Annotated in this window: 17 protein-coding genes; 8 read left to right on the top strand and 9 right to left on the bottom strand. The window is 66.0% G+C overall.

Going from position 1 to position 17,054, the window contains the following annotated elements; translation table 11 throughout:
• Nucleotides 1–33: 33 nt before the first annotated feature.
• A complete protein-coding gene (locus G154_RS13855) occupies nt 34–1,287 on the top strand; it encodes a sulfotransferase (protein ID WP_023986309.1) in 1,254 nt (417 codons plus the stop codon).
• Nucleotides 1,277–2,458, top strand: coding sequence for a hypothetical protein (locus G154_RS13850; RefSeq protein ID WP_019511020.1), 1,182 nt, complete (start codon nt 1,277–1,279; stop codon nt 2,456–2,458). The genes G154_RS13855 and G154_RS13850 overlap by 11 nt, the downstream gene beginning before the upstream one ends.
• An 8-nt stretch (nt 2,459–2,466) precedes the next feature.
• Here G154_RS13850 and G154_RS13845 read toward each other — a convergent pair whose 3' ends face one another.
• From G154_RS13845 to G154_RS26015, 4 genes are all read right to left on the bottom strand, one after another.
• Nucleotides 2,467–3,309, bottom strand: a complete 843-nt coding sequence (locus G154_RS13845) for an ABC transporter permease (protein ID WP_019511019.1) — start codon at nt 3,307–3,309, stop codon at nt 2,467–2,469.
• 4 nt (nt 3,310–3,313) lie between these two features.
• A complete protein-coding gene (locus G154_RS13840) occupies nt 3,314–4,078 on the bottom strand; it encodes an ABC transporter permease (protein ID WP_023986310.1) in 765 nt (254 codons plus the stop codon).
• 272 nt (nt 4,079–4,350) lie between these two features.
• Complete coding sequence (locus G154_RS13835) at nt 4,351–5,262, bottom strand: 3-oxoacyl-ACP reductase (protein WP_019511017.1); 912 nt, start codon at nt 5,260–5,262, stop codon at nt 4,351–4,353.
• Nucleotides 5,263–5,294: 32 nt separating this feature from the next.
• Nucleotides 5,295–5,486, bottom strand: a complete 192-nt coding sequence (locus G154_RS26015; RefSeq protein WP_081650007.1) for a ferredoxin — start codon at nt 5,484–5,486, stop codon at nt 5,295–5,297.
• A gap of 157 nt (nt 5,487–5,643) precedes the next feature.
• Here G154_RS26015 and G154_RS13825 point away from each other — a divergent pair, with 157 nt between their 5' ends.
• The 4 genes from G154_RS13825 to G154_RS13810 all read left to right on the top strand — a co-directional run bounded on the left by G154_RS13825 (nt 5,644) and on the right by G154_RS13810 (nt 10,263).
• The gene (locus tag G154_RS13825) at nt 5,644–6,825 is read left to right on the top strand and encodes an acyl-CoA dehydrogenase family protein (protein ID WP_019511015.1); all 1,182 of its coding nucleotides are present in this window, start codon (nt 5,644–5,646) and stop codon (nt 6,823–6,825) included.
• Nucleotides 6,826–6,833: 8 nt separating this feature from the next.
• On the top strand, nt 6,834–7,931 hold the full coding sequence (locus G154_RS13820) for an acyl-CoA dehydrogenase family protein (protein WP_019511014.1): 1,098 nt from the start codon (nt 6,834–6,836) through the stop codon (nt 7,929–7,931).
• 4 nt (nt 7,932–7,935) lie between these two features.
• Nucleotides 7,936–9,447, top strand: a complete 1,512-nt coding sequence (gene fadD17 / locus G154_RS13815; protein WP_019511013.1) for a long-chain-fatty-acid--CoA ligase FadD17 — start codon at nt 7,936–7,938, stop codon at nt 9,445–9,447.
• Nucleotides 9,448–9,570: 123 nt separating this feature from the next.
• On the top strand, nt 9,571–10,263 hold the full coding sequence (locus G154_RS13810) for an LpqN/LpqT family lipoprotein (protein ID WP_023986311.1): 693 nt from the start codon (nt 9,571–9,573) through the stop codon (nt 10,261–10,263).
• Here G154_RS13810 and G154_RS13805 read toward each other — a convergent pair.
• Nucleotides 10,253–11,434 carry an NADH:flavin oxidoreductase gene (locus tag G154_RS13805; RefSeq protein ID WP_019511011.1) on the bottom strand — a complete coding sequence of 394 codons (1,182 nt, stop codon included), beginning with the start codon at nt 11,432–11,434 and terminating at the stop codon, nt 10,253–10,255. The genes G154_RS13810 and G154_RS13805 overlap by 11 nt on opposite strands.
• A gap of 27 nt (nt 11,435–11,461) precedes the next feature.
• Between G154_RS13805 and G154_RS13800 the strand changes: the two genes are divergently transcribed.
• Nucleotides 11,462–12,436 (top strand): NAD-dependent epimerase/dehydratase family protein, encoded by a 975-nt coding sequence (locus tag G154_RS13800; RefSeq protein ID WP_019511010.1) that lies wholly within the window; start codon nt 11,462–11,464, stop codon nt 12,434–12,436.
• Here the strand turns inward: G154_RS13800 and G154_RS13795 are convergent.
• Genes G154_RS13795 through G154_RS13785 form a run of 3 tightly spaced genes read right to left on the bottom strand, consistent with a single transcriptional unit; the run spans nt 12,398 to nt 15,782 of the window.
• Nucleotides 12,398–12,961: a helix-turn-helix domain-containing protein gene (locus tag G154_RS13795; RefSeq protein ID WP_019511009.1), complete on the bottom strand. Its 564-nt coding sequence runs from the start codon at nt 12,959–12,961 to the stop codon at nt 12,398–12,400. The two genes, G154_RS13800 and G154_RS13795, sit on opposite strands and share 39 nt — an antisense overlap.
• Nucleotides 12,962–13,011: 50 nt before the next feature.
• Nucleotides 13,012–14,133 carry a nitronate monooxygenase family protein gene (locus tag G154_RS13790; protein ID WP_019511008.1) on the bottom strand — a complete coding sequence of 374 codons (1,122 nt, stop codon included), beginning with the start codon at nt 14,131–14,133 and terminating at the stop codon, nt 13,012–13,014.
• A complete protein-coding gene (locus G154_RS13785) occupies nt 14,130–15,782 on the bottom strand; it encodes an acyl-CoA synthetase (RefSeq protein WP_019511007.1) in 1,653 nt (550 codons plus the stop codon). Before G154_RS13785 ends, G154_RS13790 begins: the two co-directional genes overlap by 4 nt.
• 79 nt (nt 15,783–15,861) lie before the next feature.
• On the opposite strand from G154_RS13785, the gene G154_RS13780 reads away from it, so the two are divergent.
• Nucleotides 15,862–16,662 (top strand): crotonase/enoyl-CoA hydratase family protein, encoded by an 801-nt coding sequence (locus tag G154_RS13780; protein ID WP_019511006.1) that lies wholly within the window; start codon nt 15,862–15,864, stop codon nt 16,660–16,662.
• On the opposite strand, the gene G154_RS26810 is transcribed toward G154_RS13780, so the two are convergent.
• Nucleotides 16,625–17,054: hypothetical protein (locus G154_RS26810; RefSeq protein WP_019511005.1), on the bottom strand; the 430-nt coding region annotated here is incomplete at its 5' end. The two genes, G154_RS13780 and G154_RS26810, sit on opposite strands and share 38 nt — an antisense overlap.

The raw sequence follows: 17,054 nt of genomic DNA, 5'->3' as shown, positions 1-17,054 counted from the left end.
CCCGGCTATACGCAGATCTAGGCCGGTGACCTGATGGTAGACAACTTCGCGGTTTGTTCTCCATGGCCGGTTCGCACGCTCAACCGGATCGGCCGTCCGTTGGCCGCCGGGGGCCTGGCACCCACACTCCAATCTGGAAGTCTGCGATCAGCGGCGGGCACGTCGGCGGGGATGGATTGGGTCGCCGACTCTTACTTGGACGAGGCGCTGGATGTCCTGACCGAATCCTTGGTAGCGGAAGCCGAACTCAGTTATCTCGGCCGAATAATGGTGCAGAAACGGCTCGTACGCATGCTGACAACTCGATTGCGCATGCGGCGCCTGCTTCGGAGCCGCCCCGAAATCGCAGAGCGGACGATTGCCCCACCTGTGGTCATCGTCGGATTGCAACGCTCGGGAACGACGTTGCTGCACCGGTTGTTGGCCGCCGACCCTGCGACACGGTCGATGGCGTCGTGGGAAGGCGCGCGACCGCTACCCGACGATGAGCAAGCTGCTCACGCTCCGGATTCTCGACGGGCAGTGGCCGCCAGGGAGGAACGCGCGCTGCGCTATCTGCAACCACAGTTCTACGCGATTCACTCACTGGAATCGACTGCTCCAGAAGAAGACGTCCTACTCCTCGACTACTCCTTACACAGTCAGATGGCAGAGGTCATGTTCCATGTACCTTCATATGCGCGGTGGCTCTTGCAGCAGGACATGCGGCCGGCCTATGAACTGCACCGTGTGATGCTGCAGATTTTGGACTGGCAGCACTGTCGCGAGCGCTGGGTGCTCAAGTCGCCGGCGCACCTGGAACATCTTGATGCCCTGTTGGAGGCCTTGCCCGGCGCGGTCGTGGTGTGGACTCACCGTGATCCCGCCCAGACGACGGCGTCCTCTTCCAGCATGCTTGCCCACTATCAGTCGCTGTTCAGCGACCGGGTCGACCACCGTCGATTGGCCCGTCACTGGTTGGACAAGAACTCGACGATGATCGATCGCGCGATGCAGTTCCGGCGCACCAGCAAAGGTATTTTCGTGGATGTCCACTATCACGAACTCATGGCCGATCCGATGAGTGTGATCGGGCGCATCTACGCGGCCCAGGGCCGCCCACTCAGCGACGCGGCGGCGGCCACCATGACGGATACGCTCGCGGCGAGTCCCCAGAACCTTCATGGCGAACACCGCTACAGCCTGCGTCAATTCGGCTTGAACGTTGCCGATGTCGACGACTGCTACAGCGGTTACATCGAGCATTTCTCCATAGATCGAGAACGGGGTGGCGTGCGTGAACTCTGAAGACTTCGACAGTCGACCTTTCACCGAAGCGATTGCCGAGGCAGAGCGGCTGGTGGCCGCGGCGCCACACATCGAATCCGAAGCCGATCTCTTGGAGGGACTGCAGTATCTGGCGGGGGGGATATCGGCGTCGCTACATCTGGTGTTCAACTTCAGCGAAGATCACCCGATGTTGCTCAGCGGTACTGGGCCGTTCACCAAGATGGGCCTCGACAATCCCGATTTCCTCTACTTCGCCGCGCAGATCGATGGCCGCAACACCTATGTCATCAGCGGCAGACGCGGGACGACGGTCGACCTGAACTTTCAATTGCTCAACAGTTCCTACACCGACCGTTCCTTACCGGACCAGCTGAATGCGTTCGATGATCGCGACCTGGACCTCGGTGCAGACGGGACCTACCGGATAAGCCTCGGCGCAAAGCCCGCCCGCGGTTGTACCAAGCACATCCCCATGAAGCCCGGGCCCGCACAACTGATCGTCCGGGAGGCCTACAACGATTGGTCCGAGCAGCGCGGCAGTGTGGCGCTCACTCGGTGGGACACCGCAGGCGAGGGCGCCGCGCCGTTGGACCGTAGGTTTATCAGGGACCGATACGCGGGGGCGGGGATACACCTTGTCAACCGAATCAAAACCTGGTTGCAGTTCCCGCAGTGGTTCTATCAAAACAATCCGGCGAACACGTTCGAGCCCCCACGGATCACGCCGGGGGGCTTGGCATCCCAGTTCTCGTCCGTCGGGTTCTTCGAGTTGGAACCGCACCAGGCGCTGATCATCACCATTCCCCGATCACCTGCCCCCTACCAGGGATTCCAACTAGGCAGCATGTGGTACGTCTCGCTCGATTACATCAACCACCAGACTTCGCTGAACGCCCATCAGTCCCAGGTCGACCCCGACGGGAACATCCGACTGGTGATCAGTGAGAACAACCCCGGAATCGCGAACTGGATAGACACAGTCGGGCACCGCCGCGGCTTCATGAAGTTCCGCTGGCAACGCACCGAATACACGATCGGGGTCGACCAGGGACCACGGGCCGAGGTCGTCGAACTTGAGCAGATACCCCGCGTCCTGCCCCATTTCTCCGAGAACGCCGTCACCGATGATCAATGGAAGTCACGCGTCGCCGCGCGGCAGATCGCCGTGGCCAACCGAATGCTCGGCTGAGTGCCTCGCTATCCGGAGAGGTTGAAATTGCCGGACGCGCCGTACACGGCGAGCGAGATGAACAGGGTGATGGTGACGACCACGATCAGTGAGGTCCGCACGGCCTGGCCGACGGCGATGCCCACGCCGACCGGGCCGCCGGAGGCGTTGTACCCGTAGTAGGTGTGCACCAGCATGACCGCGATCGACATGACGATCGCCTGCAGGAAGGACCACAGCAGGTCGCTCGGTATCAGGAACGTGTTGAAGTAGTGGTCGTACAGACCGGCGCTCTGGCCGTTGATGAAGACGGTGGTGAAGCGGGCCGCGAAGAAGGCTGCCAGGACCGAGAGCGAGTACAGCGGCACGATGGCGATCAGCCCGGCGATGATCCTGGTCGACACCAGATACGAGACCGCGTGCACGGCCATCGCTTCCACGGCGTCGATCTCCTCGGCCACTCGCATGGCACCCAACTGCGCAGTCGTGCCCGCACCGATGGTGGCCGCCAGCGCGATGCCCGCGATCACGGGGGCGACGATGCGCACGTTGAGGAACGCCGAGAGGAACCCGGTCAGCGCCTCGATACCGATATTGCCCAGCGAGGAGTAGCCCTGCACGGCGATGACGCCACCGGAGGCCAACGTGAGGAATGCCGCGACGCCGACGGTGCCGCCGATCATGACCAATGCGCCCGCGCCCATGGTCATCTCGGCGACCAGCCGGATGGTCTCCTTGCGATAGCGGGTGATGGCGTTGGGGATGTAACGCATCGACTCGCCGTAGAACAGTGCCTGCTCGCCGATGTTGTCCACCGCGCGGGGCACGCCACGGAAGAACCTGCGCAGTCGAAGTGTGGCGTCGTAACTCATGCGGTCAGCGCTCCAGAACTCGGACGCCGACGGCGGTCAGGATGACATTGACGACGAACAGACAGATGAAGGCGTAGACCACGGTCTCGTTGACCGCGATCCCCACGCCCTTGGGCCCGCCCTGCACCGTCAGACCGCGGTAGCACCCGACCAGGCCGGCGAGCAGACCGAACAGCAGCGCCTTGAACATGGCGAGCACCAGCTCGCCCAGTCCGGTCAGGATGGTCAACCCGTTGATGAACGCACCCGGGTTGACACCCTGAAGGAACACCGAGAACACGTAGCCGCCCGACAGACCGATCGCGCACACCAGCCCGTTGAGCAGCACCGCGACGAATGTCGATGCCAGCACACGCGGCACCACCAGACGCTGGATCGGATCGATGCCGAGCACCCGCATCGCATCGATCTCCTCGCGGATGGTGCGTGCACCCAGATCGGCACAGATCGCCGTCGCACCGGCTCCGGCGACCACCAGCACGGTCACCACCGGCCCCAGCTGGGTGATGGTGCCGAACGCGGTGCCGGCTCCGGAGAGGTCGGCGGCACCGATCTCGCGGAGCAGGATGTTGAGAGTGAAGGCGACCAGCACGGTGAACGGGATCGACACCAGCAGCGTGGGCACCAGCGAGACCCGCGCGATCATCCAGGTCTGGTCGAGGAATTCGCGGAACTGGAACGGCCGCTGGAACATCTTGACGAACGTGTCGATGGTCATCTCGACGAACCCACCCACGGCTCGCGCCGGAGCCGAAAGCTGTTCGATCAACCTCGACTCCATTCTCGAGTGGGGCTGCCGTCCCGTCGTGGCGAAGAACCCGACAATAGCGGGAATCTGTTCGCTCCGGCGGGCTTTCCACCCCTGGTGTGCACGTCGTTCATAGTGAGCGGGCTCATAGTAACTAGAACACGTTCACAGTGTCAAAGAACCGAAAAGTTCTTGGAAAACTCCCATTTTTCCTGGTCAGAGCCAGTGTGACGGATGTCATTCTAGAACAGGTTCTAGTAGGCCCGAACCGCTGGAAATGACGTTCTCGCAGATCAAGAGCCCATGAGCTCGGTGGCGGAGAAGCCGATATTCGGATCCCTTTTAGCAAAGAAGTCACCGAGCGTGGCGCTCAACGCCGCGGGGTCCCAGGCGTCACCGACGGCATCGAACCGCTGCGCGGCCACCGGGGCCGCGACCAAGGTGACCGTGGGCCCGTACACGATGAACAGCTGCCCGTTGACATCCTCGGACGCGGGCGAGGACAGGTAGGTCACGAGCGTGACGACATGCTCCGGTGAGAGGGCATCGACCTGTCCGTCGACCAGCTCGGGTGCATCACCGAACACGCCAGCGGTCATGGCGGTGCGGGCACGGGGCGCGATGGCATTGGCCCGCACCCCGTACCTGCTCAGCCCGCGCGCCGCCGACAGGGTCAAGGCCGTGATACCGGCCTTGGCCGCACCGTAATTGGCCTGGCCCACCGGTCCGGCGATCCCGGCTTCCGAAGAGGTGTTGACGATGCGCCCGTAGACCCGCCCTTCGGCGGAGTCCTTGGCCTTCGCCTTCCAGTACGCCGCGGCATTGCGGGTCAGCAGGAAGTGCCCGCGCAGATGCACGGCGATCACCGCGTCCCAGTCCTCGTCGGACATGTTGAACAGCATCTTGTCCCGGGTGATGCCCGCGTTGTTGACCACGATGCCCAGTCCCCCGAGCCGGTCGGCGGTCTCGACGAGCTCGTCGGCCGTGCTGCGCGCACTGATATCACCGGCGACGGCGACACCCTTGGACCCGACGGCCTCGATCTCGGCCAGCACATCGGAGGAGTCCAGCGCGCCGGCCATGTCGTTGACCACGACCGTCGCACCGGCGCGCGCCAGGCCTATCGCCTCGGCACGACCGAGGCCGGCGGCCGCGCCGGTCACGACGGCAACCTTTCCGGACAGGTCGATCGGGTTGTCGTTCATCGCTGCTTCAGGGGACACGGTTATGAATACCTCTAGTCTCTACGGATCAGGGCCGCCCGAGGGCATTCGGCCACGGATTGTTCGGCCAGATCCTCCTGGCCGGCGGGTACCGGGTCGGCTTTCACCACGGCATAGTCCTCGTCATCGAGATCGAACAGGTCGGGCGCTATCCCGACACACACCGCATTACCTTCGCAGCGGTCACGGTCGACTTCTACGTGCATGTGAACCTCCTCGCGCTCCGGGCACGGGCTGTGTGCCCCTGTGCAGGCTAACGGTACCGCCCTGGACCGCAAGACTAGAACGTGTTACAACGAGCATATCGGCGGGCAATCGGTTTCGGCCGGTCGCCCCGCAACCTCAGACAGACAGGAAGCCGTCATGCGGATCGGTTACACCGCCGAGCAGGAGGAGTTGCGTCGCGAACTGCGCTCGTACTTCACCAAACTGATGACCCCCGAGCGGGCCGAGGCGCTGGCGGCCAGCGATGGCGAGATGGGCCGCGGGAACGTGTACCGCGAAACCGTCGAGCAGATGGGCAAGGACGGCTGGCTCACCTTGTCCTGGCCGACCGAGTACGGCGGCCAGGCCCGCCCGCCGATGGACGGGTTGATCTTCAACGACGAAGCCGCCATCGCGAACGTGCCGGTGCCCTTCCTGACCATCAACAGCGTGGCGCCGACGATCATGCATTTCGGCACCGAGGAACAGAAGAAGTTCTTCCTGCCGAAGATCGCAGCGGGCAAATTGCACTTCTCCATCGGCTATTCCGAGCCGGGTGCCGGCACCGACCTCGCCTCGCTGCGCACCACGGCGGTCCACGACGGTGACGACTACGTGATCAACGGCCAGAAGATGTGGACCTCGCTGATCGCCTATGCCGACTACGTCTGGTTGGCGGTGCGCACCAATCCCGAGGCCAAGAAGCACCGCGGCATCTCGATGCTGATCGTGCCGACCACCGCCGAGGGCTTCTCCTGGACGCCCGTGCACACGGTGTCCGGTGTGGATACCAGCGCGACCTACTACCAGGACGTGCGGGTTCCCAAGTCCGCCCTCGTCGGCGAGGAGAACGCCGGCTGGAAACTGGTCACCAACCAGCTCAACCACGAGCGTGTCGCACTGGTCTCGGCGCAGCCGATCTTCGTGGCGCTCAACGGTGTCCGTGAGTGGGCACAGAACACCAAGGACGTCCACGGCAAGCGACTGATCGACGCCGAATGGGTGCAGTTGAACCTGGCCCGGGTACACGCCAAGGCCGAGGTGCTCAAGCTGATCAACTGGGAGCTGGCCTCGGCCACCGACGCGGCGCCGTCACCGGCCGACGCATCGGCGGCAAAGGTGTACGGCACCGAACTGGCCACCGAGGCCTACCGCCTGTTGATGGAGGTGCTGGGCACCTCGGCCACGCTGCGTTCCGGGTCACCGGGAGCCTTGCTGCGCGGCCGGATCGAGCGCATGCACCGCTCGTGCCTGATCCTCACCTTCGGCGGCGGCACCAACGAGATCCAGCGTGACATCATCGGCATGGTCGCACTCGGCCTGCCCCGAGTGAACCGATAGGAACGACAATGGATTTCACCCCAAGCGAGGCCTCGGTGGACCTGGGCGGGCTGGTCCGCACCATCACCGAGTCGGTGGTCACCAATGACCACCAGCGGATGCTCGACGGGCTCGACGAACGTTTCGACCGTGCCCTGTGGAGCAAACTGATCGAAGCCGACATCCTGTCCACCGCGGCACCGGAATCACTGGGCGGTGGCGGATTCGGCGTGCTTGAGCAGTCGGCGGTGCTGACGGCGCTGGGCAGGCAATTGGCCGCCGTGCCCTACCTGGAGTCGGCGGTGCTGGGCGCTGGTGCGCTGGCTAAATTCGGATCCGCCGCCCTGCAAGAGCAATGGGCGACTCCGGCGATCAATGGCACGTCGATCCTCACCGTCGCACTCGACGGTGAGATGGGCCAGGGCCCGGTGCAGGCCCAACCCACCGACGGCGGGTACCAGCTGACCGGATCGCGCACCCAAGTCGCCTACGGTCCGGTGGCCGACGCCTTCCTGCTGCCCGCCGACACCGACAACGGCCTCCAGGTCTTCCTGGTCACCGGCGACGACCCCGGCGTCACGGTCGCCACGCTGGACACCACCGGCCATGGCACCGTCGGCCATCTGGAGCTGAGCGCGACGCCGGTCGATCCGAGCCGTCTGGTCGGCGGCGCGGAGGTGCTGGAGTGGCTGACCGTGCACCACGCACTGGGGCGCAGCGCCTTTCAGCTCGGCGTGCTGGAACGTGCTCTCGAACTGACCGCCATCTATGCCCGCGAACGCGAACAGTTCGACCGTCCGATCGGTAGCTTCCAGGCGGTCTCGGCCCGCCTGGCCGACGGGTACATCGATGTCAAGGCGTTGCGTTCCACGCTGACACAGGCCGCGTGGCGATTGTCCGAGGACCATCCCGCGACGATCGATGTCGCCAGCGCCGCGTTCTGGGCCGCCGATGCCGGGCACCGTGTCGTCCACACCGCGGTGCACGTGCACGGCGGTGTGGGCATCGATCTCGACCACCCGATCCACCGGTACTTCCTGGCCGCCAAGCAGACCGAGTTCGCGGTCGGCAGCGCGACCGGCCAGTTGTTGCGTATCGGTCGCGAGCTGGCCGATACCCCCGTCTGAGGACGTGGACAACCCGACCGGCCCGACCGTGGGCGAGCTGCTCGCGCCGTTGGTCGAGGTCACCGACCGCGGCGTGCACGACGAGGAGTCGTTCACGCCGTGGCGCGACCACATCACCGCGGGCGCGGCATTGGCCGCCGCCCTGCGGGCCCGCCTGGATCCGGCGCGACCGCCCCATATCGGGGTGCTGTTGGGCAACACCAGGTTCTTCTCCTCGGTTCTGGTCGCCGCGGCATTGTCCGGCCTGGTTCCGGTCGGGCTCAACCCCACCCGGCGCGGCGCGGCGCTCGCGGCCGACGCCGAACGTGCGGACTGCCAGTTCGTGCTGGCCGATTCCGGCGCAGACGTACCCGCGGGCGTGGTCGCCGTCGACGTCGAATCCGACTCCTGGGCACGCGAACTGGCCGCACACTCCGGTACGCCGGTGACGTTCGCGCAGCTGTCCGGTGACGATCTGTTCATGCTGATCTTCACCTCGGGTACCAGCGGTGAGCCCAAGGCGGTGCAGGTGACCAACGACAAGGTCGCCTTCCCCGGCCGGATGCTGGCCGAGCGGTTCGGGCTCGGGCCCACCGATACGTGTTACCTGTCCATGCCGTTGTTCCACTCCAATGCCGTCATGGCCGGCTGGGCGGTGGGGGTCGCGGCAGGGGCGTCGATCGCCCTGCGCCGCAAATTCTCGGCCTCGCGCTTCATCCCTGATGCGCGGCGTTTCGGAGCCACCTATGCCAACTATGTCGGCAAACCCCTGTCCTACATCCTGGCCACCCCCGAACAACCCGATGATGCCGATAATCCACTGAAGTTCTTGTACGGCAACGAGGGCGCCCCCCGCGACCTGCCGCGCTTCGCCGAGCGATTCGGCGTGCACGTGGTCGACGGTTTCGGTTCCACCGAGGGTGGTGTGGCCATCGCCCGCACCCCCGATACCCCGGACGGATCGCTCGGTCCGCTGACCGATGAGGTCGCCATCGTCGATATCGAGACCGGTGTGCCCTGCCCGCCCGGGGTGGTCGGCGAGATCGTGAACCCGAGGGGGCCGGGTTGGTTCCGCGGCTACTACAACTCCCCCGATGCCGAGGCCGAGCGGATGTCCGGCGGTATCTATCACTCCGGTGATCTGGCCTACCGGGACGATGACGGGTACGTGTATTTCGCCGGACGACTCGGTGACTGGATGCGGGTCGACGGTGAGAATCTGGGCACCGCCCCGATCGAACGGATCCTGCTGCGTCATCTCGATATCACCGAGGTGGCGGTCTACCCGATTCCCGACCCCGCGGTCGGTGACCGGGTGATGGCCGCGATCGTGCTCGCCGAGGGCGCGGTTTTCGACCCCGAGGCCTTCCGGGCATTCCTGGCCGATCAACCCGACCTGGGGCCCAAGCAGTGGCCGTCGTTCGTGCGAGTGGCCACCGAACTGCCCCGCACCGAAACCTTCAAGGTGCTCAAACGGGAGTTGTCCGCCCAGGCGCTGGATTGCCCTGATCCCGTCTACCCCTGCCGCCGGGGCTGATCCTCAATCCCCCCGTGGACCGACTCGCAGCCGCGCTGCGGTGGGGATATGTGGGCTACGCTTCCGGTCGGAGAGCATGGCCGACGTATGCCATGAACCCGAGACCTCATGACGGAGGGTTTGATGAGGACGTCTGCGCTCACCGGCGTCGCGGCACTGGCCACCGCGCTCGGCGTGCTCCTGTCCGGCTGCGGCTCGACCAAGGCCGTCGACGGCACCCCGGTCGCGGCACCGTCGACATCGGGTCGCACCTCCGCACCCCCACCGGCGCAACCCGACGAGGGCACCCCCGGCTCGTACGAGACGATCGCCAGCTATATCAGCCAGAACGGTATCCAGGAGACACCGGTGAAGGCCGGCGATCCGGGGGCTCCCACCATCGACCTGCCCTACCCACGGGGGTGGGAGGACGCCGGCCCCGAGACACCGGACTGGGCCTACGGCGCGACGGTGTACCGCGGCCCGGAGGCCGCCGAGTACACCCCGAGCATCGTGGCGTTGATCTCCAAGCTCAGTGGCGACGTCGACCCCGCGAAGATCATCGAGCTCGCCCCCGGTGAGCTGCAGAACCTGCCGGGCTACGAGGCCATCACCGACGGCACGACCAGTCAGCTGAGCGGGTTCGACGCCTACCAACTCGCCGGGACCTGGGAACAGGACGGGCTGCGGAAATTCGTCGCCCAGAAGACCGTCGTCATCCCCGGCAGCGACGGTCTCTACGTGCTGCAGCTCAACGCGGACGGCCTGGCCGACCAGGCCGATATCCTCAGCGCGGCAACCGATGTGATCGACGCCGAAACCGTCATCACGCCCTGAGCCCGGCCGCCTCGCGCACCACGCACCGGGTACCGGTGTAGACGGTCGGCATGCACTTCATGCAGTGCACGCACAGACCGGTTGCGCGGTCGCCGCGCTCGAACCGGTTGATCAGGTCCGGTTCGCGCAGCAGAGCCCGCGCCATCGCGACGAACTCGAACCCGTCCTGCAACGCCGTGTCGACAGTCGTCAATCGGTTGACCCCGCCGAGCAGGATCAGCGGCATGCGCAGTGTGTCGCGGAACTGGCGCGCCGTGTCGACGAAGAACCCCTCCTCGAACGGATACTCACGGAACAGCCTGCGCCCCATGACACGCAAGCCCAGCCCGACCGGGGCGGGTTGCGAGGCGATGAACTCCGCCATCGGCACCTGGCCGCGAAAGTAGTACATCGGATTGCTCAACGAGCTTCCGCCGGTGAGTTGCAGGGCATCCAGATGCCCGTCGTCCTGCAGCAGTTTCGCCGTGACCAGGCTATCGGCGAGCCAGAAGCCGCCGGGCACACCATCATCCATGTTGAACTTCGCGGTGACCGCCACACCGTCACCGGCGGCACGGCGGACCCGTTCGGCGACGCGGCGGGCCAGTTCGGCCCGGCGCACCACGTCACCGCCGAAGGCATCGCGGCGTTTGTTGAGGTTGGGGCTGAAGAACGAACTCAACAGGTATCCGTGGCCCATGTGGATCTCGATCGCGTCGAATCCCGCCGCCACCGCGTGCGCTGCGGCCGTGCCGAAATCGTCGACGACGGTGGCAAGTTGGGTGGCGTCGGCCGCCCCGACCCAGCCCATCGCCGGAGCGCTGAAACGCGCACTCGGCGCCAGCGTGGGCTGCCGGTTCGACAACGTGTTGGCGACCAGACCGGCATGGCCGATCTGGGCACACACCTTGGCCCCCTCGGCATGCACGATGTCGGTGAGGGTGCGCAGCGCGGCGGCGCGGGCCGCGTCCAGGACGATGGTGTCGCGGTGCACCCGTCCGCCGGGCGAAATGGCGAGGTAGGCAACGGTCGTCATCGCGGCTCCGCCACGGGCCACCTCGGCGTGGAATGCGATGAGCTTCTCGCTCACCTGACCGCGCGGCATCACCCCCTCGAAGGTGGCGGCCTTGATGAACCTGTTCTTCAGGGTCAGAGGACCCAACGGATGCGGGGTGAACGCTTTCGATACCATTGGCATCGAAATATACCAGGAGGTCGTATGCGCATCGCCATCACCGGTGGCACCGGGTATCTCGGCGCACACATCACGCGCGCACTGCTCGCCGCCGGACATCAGGTCCGCCTGCTCGTCGCGCCGGGCGCAGCCGCCGATCCGGTCATCGCGCACCTCGCGGGCGAGGGCGAGGTGGCACCGGTCGAGGGTGATGTGCGCGATACCGCCACGGTCGAGCGGCTGTTGCGGGGCTGCGACGCGGTGTTACACGCCGCGGGGGTGGTCGGCACCGATCGGCGGCGAGCTCGGCTGATGTGGGAAATCAACGCCCACGCCACCGAAACGGTGTTGCTCCGCGCCGTCGATGCCGGCCTGGATCCCGTTGTCTGCGTGAGTAGTTACAGCGCCCTGTTCCCGCCACCGGATGGCGTCATCACCGAGAACACCCCGCCGGCCGCCGGACGCAGCCCGTACGCGCAGACCAAGGCGTATGCAGACCGGGTGGCCCGCCACCTGCAGGAGCGCGGTGCGCCCGTGGTGGTGAGCTACCCGTCCAGCGTGGTCGGCCCCGCCTGGCACACCGCACCGGGGGTAACCGAACGCGGGTGGGCACCGATCGTGGCTCACGGTCTGGCGCCGCGGATGCCGGGCGGTATGCAGATGATCGACGTCACCGATATCGCCGATGTCCATGTGCGATCGATGGTGCCCGGTCGCGGCCCGCAGCGCTATGTCTGCGGCGGTGAGATGGTGGCCTTCGACGACATGATCGATCTGCTGGAACAGGGATCAGGCCGGCGGATTCGTCGGATAGCGCTGTCACCCGGTCTTTTTCGTGGCATCGGAAGGGTCGCCGATCTGGCCGGCCGGATGTTGCCAGTCGGCGACGGGATCAGCTACGAGGCGGCCCTGCTGCTGACCTCGGCGACGCCGACCGACGATCGGCACACCCGGACCGCGCTGGGTATCGACGCCTGGCGCTCACCCCGGTCGGCGATCCTGGCCTGCCTGCAACGCTGAGGTCAACAGTTCGACCATCCGGTCCTGAAGCTGCGGGGAGTCGTCCTCGTCGGCCACCGTGGTCACGAACAACGCCGCACCGGCCGCCATCGCCAGGGCCGCCCTGGCGTCCAGTTCGGCACCGTGACCGTCTTCGGCGAACAGCCCCACGGCCGGGCCGCTGAAACCGGTCCACAACTGCCTGCGCAGCTCCGCGTTCTCCCGCAACGCCAGCAGCAGTCCGGGAACGGCGGCCCGGACATCGGGACGGGTGAACAACTGATGGCTGCCCCGCACCACCCAGGCGATCCAGCCGGCCCGGTCGGTGCCGGAAAACGGTGCCATGTCGGGGGTTTCCCCCAGAATCGCGTGCAGCACCAGCTCAGCCTTGGAAGACCAGCGCCGGTTCAGACTGGAACGCCCAACCCCGGCACGGGTGGCGACCAACCGCACACTGAGGTCATCCCAACCCACCTCGACGAGCAACTCCCGGGTCACCGACAGCACCCGTTCGTCGATCGAGGCGTCGCGAGGTCGACCGGTCATGCACCGATTCAACCGTACCGACGGGCGGCGACGCGCCACCCGCCCTGTGCTCAGCCCTGCGCGATCCCGTCGAGACGCTTGGTGGCCGCCTCGAAACCGCTGACCAGTTCGGCGATGATGTCGGCGACCGGGCGGATCTCGTTCATCCGGCCGACGATCTGGCCGACCGGCATGGCCACCGCGGTCGGGTCCGAGGACTCGTTCATCCGCTGGTGCGCCTCGCTGACGAGGATGTTCTGCAACGGCATCGGCAACGGATCGGGCGCATTGTCGGCATCCCAGGCGTCGGTCCAACGGCTCTTCAGCAGGCGCGCGGGCTTACCCGTGTAGATCTTGCGCCGCACGGTGTCCGCCGACGTGGCATCCAGCATGGCCTGCTGAATGGTCGACACCCCGGAGGACTGCCGCACGCCGAGGTCGTACTCGGCAGAGGTCAAGAAGGCGGAGCCCATCCACACACCCTGCGCGCCGAGCGCGAGTGCGGCGGCGACCTGACGTCCGGTGCCGATGCCGCCTGCGGCGAGAACGGGGGTCTTGCCGTCGAGGGCATCGACGATCTCCGGCCACAGCACCACCGAGCCGATCTCCCCGGTGTGACCGCCGGCCTCATGACCCTGCGCGACGACGATGTCCACACCGTTCTCGGCATGGCGCAGCGCATGTTTGGCGCTACCGGCCAGGGCCGCCACCGGCACACCGGCGGCGTGCGCCTGGTCGATGACGTCCTTGGGCGGTGAGCCCAGCGCATTGGCGATCAACTTGATCGGATGCTTGAGCGCCACGTCGACGTGGCTGCGCGCCACCGAGTGCAACCAACCCAGCACGCCTTCGGACTTCTCCTCGTCCTCGGGCAACGGGGGCACGCCGAGGTCGGCAAGCGTCTTGGCCACGAAGTCGCGGTGCGTCTCCGGAATCAGCTTGTTGATGTCGACGCTGGTGCCCTCTGTGGGCACCTTGGCCGGCATCACGATGTCGACACCGTAGGGCTTACCGTCGGTGTTGGCATCCATCCACTGCAGGACGTTCTCCAGATCGTCGGCGTCGTTGAACCGCACGCAGCCCAATACGCCGAGACCGCCGGCCTTGCTGACCGCGGCGGCCACCTTCTCCGACGGGGTGAAGACGAAGATCGGGTATTCGATACCGAAACGTTCGCACAGTTCAGTTTTCATGCTTTTGCTCCTGCATGCTTGGCGTGCACGTCATCGGCGGCACGCTCCTCGGTGGTGTCCTTGGCCCAGCGGTAATCCGGCTTGCCGGCGGGCGAGCGCTTGACCTCGTCGACGAGCCACAGACTGCGCGGCACCTTGTAGCCGGCGATCTCGGTGCGCACGTGGGCATCGAGGTCGGCCAACGTCGGGCGGGTGCCCTCGCGAGGCTGGACGACGGCGGCGACGTGCTGACCGAAGCGCTCGTCGGGGACGCCGACGACCAGCGCGTCGAACACGTCGGGATGGCCCTTGAGCGCGGCCTCGACCTCTTCGGGGTAGATCTTCTCACCACCGGAGTTGATCGATACCGAGCCGCGGCCCAGCATGGTCACGCTGCCGTCCGCCTCGACCTCGGCGTAGTCACCCGGGATGGCATACCGCACACCGTGGTACGTGCGGAAGGTTTCGGCGGTCTTCTTCTCGTCCTTGAAGTAGCCGACCGGGATGTGGCCGCACTTGGCGATGATGCCCCGCACACCCGAACCGGGCACCACCTCGTTACCGTCCTCGTCGAGGACCTTGGTGTTCTTGTCGATGGTGACCCTCGGACCGCCGGTGTGGCTCTGTCCCTTGGCCACGATGCTGGTGCCGCCGAATCCGGTCTCCGAGGATCCGATCGAGTCGGTGATCACCCGGTTGGGCAGCAGTTCCAGGAACTTCTCCTTGAGGCTGGTGGAGAACAGCGCCGCGGTGCTGGCGAGCAGGAACAGACTCGACAGGTCGTAGGTGTTCCCCTCTTCCTGGTGCGCCAACAAGGCATCGAGCAGCGGGCGGGCCATCGCGTCGCCGGTGAAGAAGAGCAGATTGACCTTGTGGTCGTGGATCAGGCGCCACACCTGATCGGCGTCGAATTCCGGTGTCAGCACGACGGTCTGGCCGGAGAACAGCGCCATCCAGGTGGCCGACTGCGTCGCGCCGTGGATCATCGGCGGGATCGGCAGCCGCACCATCGGCGCGTTCTCCTTGGCCTGCTTGGAAAGGTCGTACTCGTCGGCGATCGGCTCACCGGTCGCGAAATCGGTGCCGCCGAACAACACCCGGTAGATGTCCTCGTGGCGCCACATGACGCCCTTGGGGAATCCGGTGGTGCCACCGGTGTAGAGCAGGTAGATGTCATCTTCGCTGCGCGGTCCGAAATCACGCTTGGGTGAGCCCTTGGCGAGTGCGTCTTCGAACGGCACTCCGCCATAGCGCGCGAAGTCATCGTCGGTGCCGTCCTCGACCACCAGGACCGTCTTGACCGACGGGGTCTCGGGCAGCACATTGGCCACCCGGTCGGCGTAGCGCCGCTCGTGGATCAGCGCCACCATGTCGGAGTTGTCGAACAGGTACTTCAACTCCCCCTCGACATAGCGGAAGTTGACGTTGACCAGGATCGCACCGGCCTTGATGATGCCCAGCATCCCGATCACGATCTCGATGCGGTTGCGGCAGTACAGGCCGACCTTGTCGTCCTTCTTGACACCCTGGTCCAGCAGGTAGTGCGCGAGCCGGTTGGCCCGCTCCTCCAGTTGGCCGTACGTCAGCTGTTCGCCCTCACAGATCAGGGCGACGCGGTCGGGCACGGCGTCGATGGCATGCTCGGCAAGATCGGCGATGTTCAGGGCCATGGCACCTAAACTAGAACGTGTTACATTTTTGTTCAAGTAGCACCCGCACACCAGTCCGAACGCAGAGAGGCGATACCCGATGAGTGAGACCGCCAAAGGCCCCGACGCCCTCATCGAGCAGCGCGGACACACCCTCATCGTGACCCTCAACCGGCCCGAGGCCCGCAATGCCCTTTCCGGTGAGATGCTCTCGATAATGGTCGAGGCCTGGGACCGTGTCGACAGCGATCCGGAGATCCGCACCTGCATCCTCACCGGCGCCGGCGGCTACTTCTGCGCGGGCATGGATCTCAAGGGTGCGGCCAAGAAGCCACCCGGCGATTCCTTCAAGGACGGCAGCTACGACCCCTCACGGATCGACGGGTTGCTGAAGGGTCGTCGTCTGACGAAGCCGTTGATCGCCGCGGTCGAAGGTCCCGCCATCGCGGGCGGCACCGAGATCCTGCAGGGCACCGATATCCGTGTCGCCGGCGAGAGTGCGAAATTCGGTATCTCCGAGGCAAAGTGGAGCCTGTACCCGATGGGCGGGTCCGCGGTACGCCTGGTTCGCCAGATTCCGTACACCATCGCGTGCGACATGCTGCTGACCGGTCGCCACATCACCGCAGCCCAGGCGCTGGAGTACGGACTGATCGGGCACGTCGTGCCGGACGGCACGGCCCTGGAGAAGGCGCTCGAGATCGCCGAGGTGATCAACAACAACGGTCCGCTGGCGGTGCAGGCCATCCTGAAGACCATTCGCGAGACCGAGGGCATGCACGAGCTCGACGCGTTCAAGCCCGACACCGCCAACGGCATCCCGGTGTTCCTCTCCGAGGACGCCAAAGAGGGCCCGCGGGCCTTCAAGGAGAAGCGGGCACCGAACTTCCAGATGAAATGAGCGCCGGGCGCCCGGTGCGCACGCCCCACGTGGCGACCGCAGCGGCCACCCGATCGACGTCGGAGTCGTTACCGACCAAGGCGTAGTGCGACGAGAGTTCGGTCGTGCCGTTGATCGCGCATTCGTAGTGCACACGGTGAACGACGTCGCGCAACCATGTCTGTGCCGCCGACCGCCGGTTCGGCGCGAGCCCCCGCAGCTGACACGCCACCACCAGCCGGCGCGCACCACCGCCGAGCACGGCGTCGACGGCCGCGTCCGCCGTATCCCGCGCGCAGCGACCCCGCCGGCGCCACGATGCGCGGACGTTACCGTCCACCAATGACCGTGCCGCACAGTCTGCGTCGACGACGACCACGACCGTGTCGATCGCTCCCGCCGATATGGCGGGG

Source organism: Mycobacterium sp. VKM Ac-1816D (genome assembly GCF_000416385.1).
Classification (GTDB): Bacteria; Actinomycetota; Actinomycetes; order Mycobacteriales; family Mycobacteriaceae; genus Mycobacterium; species Mycobacterium neoaurum_A.
This window is presented reverse-complemented; position numbering and strand designations above follow the sequence as displayed.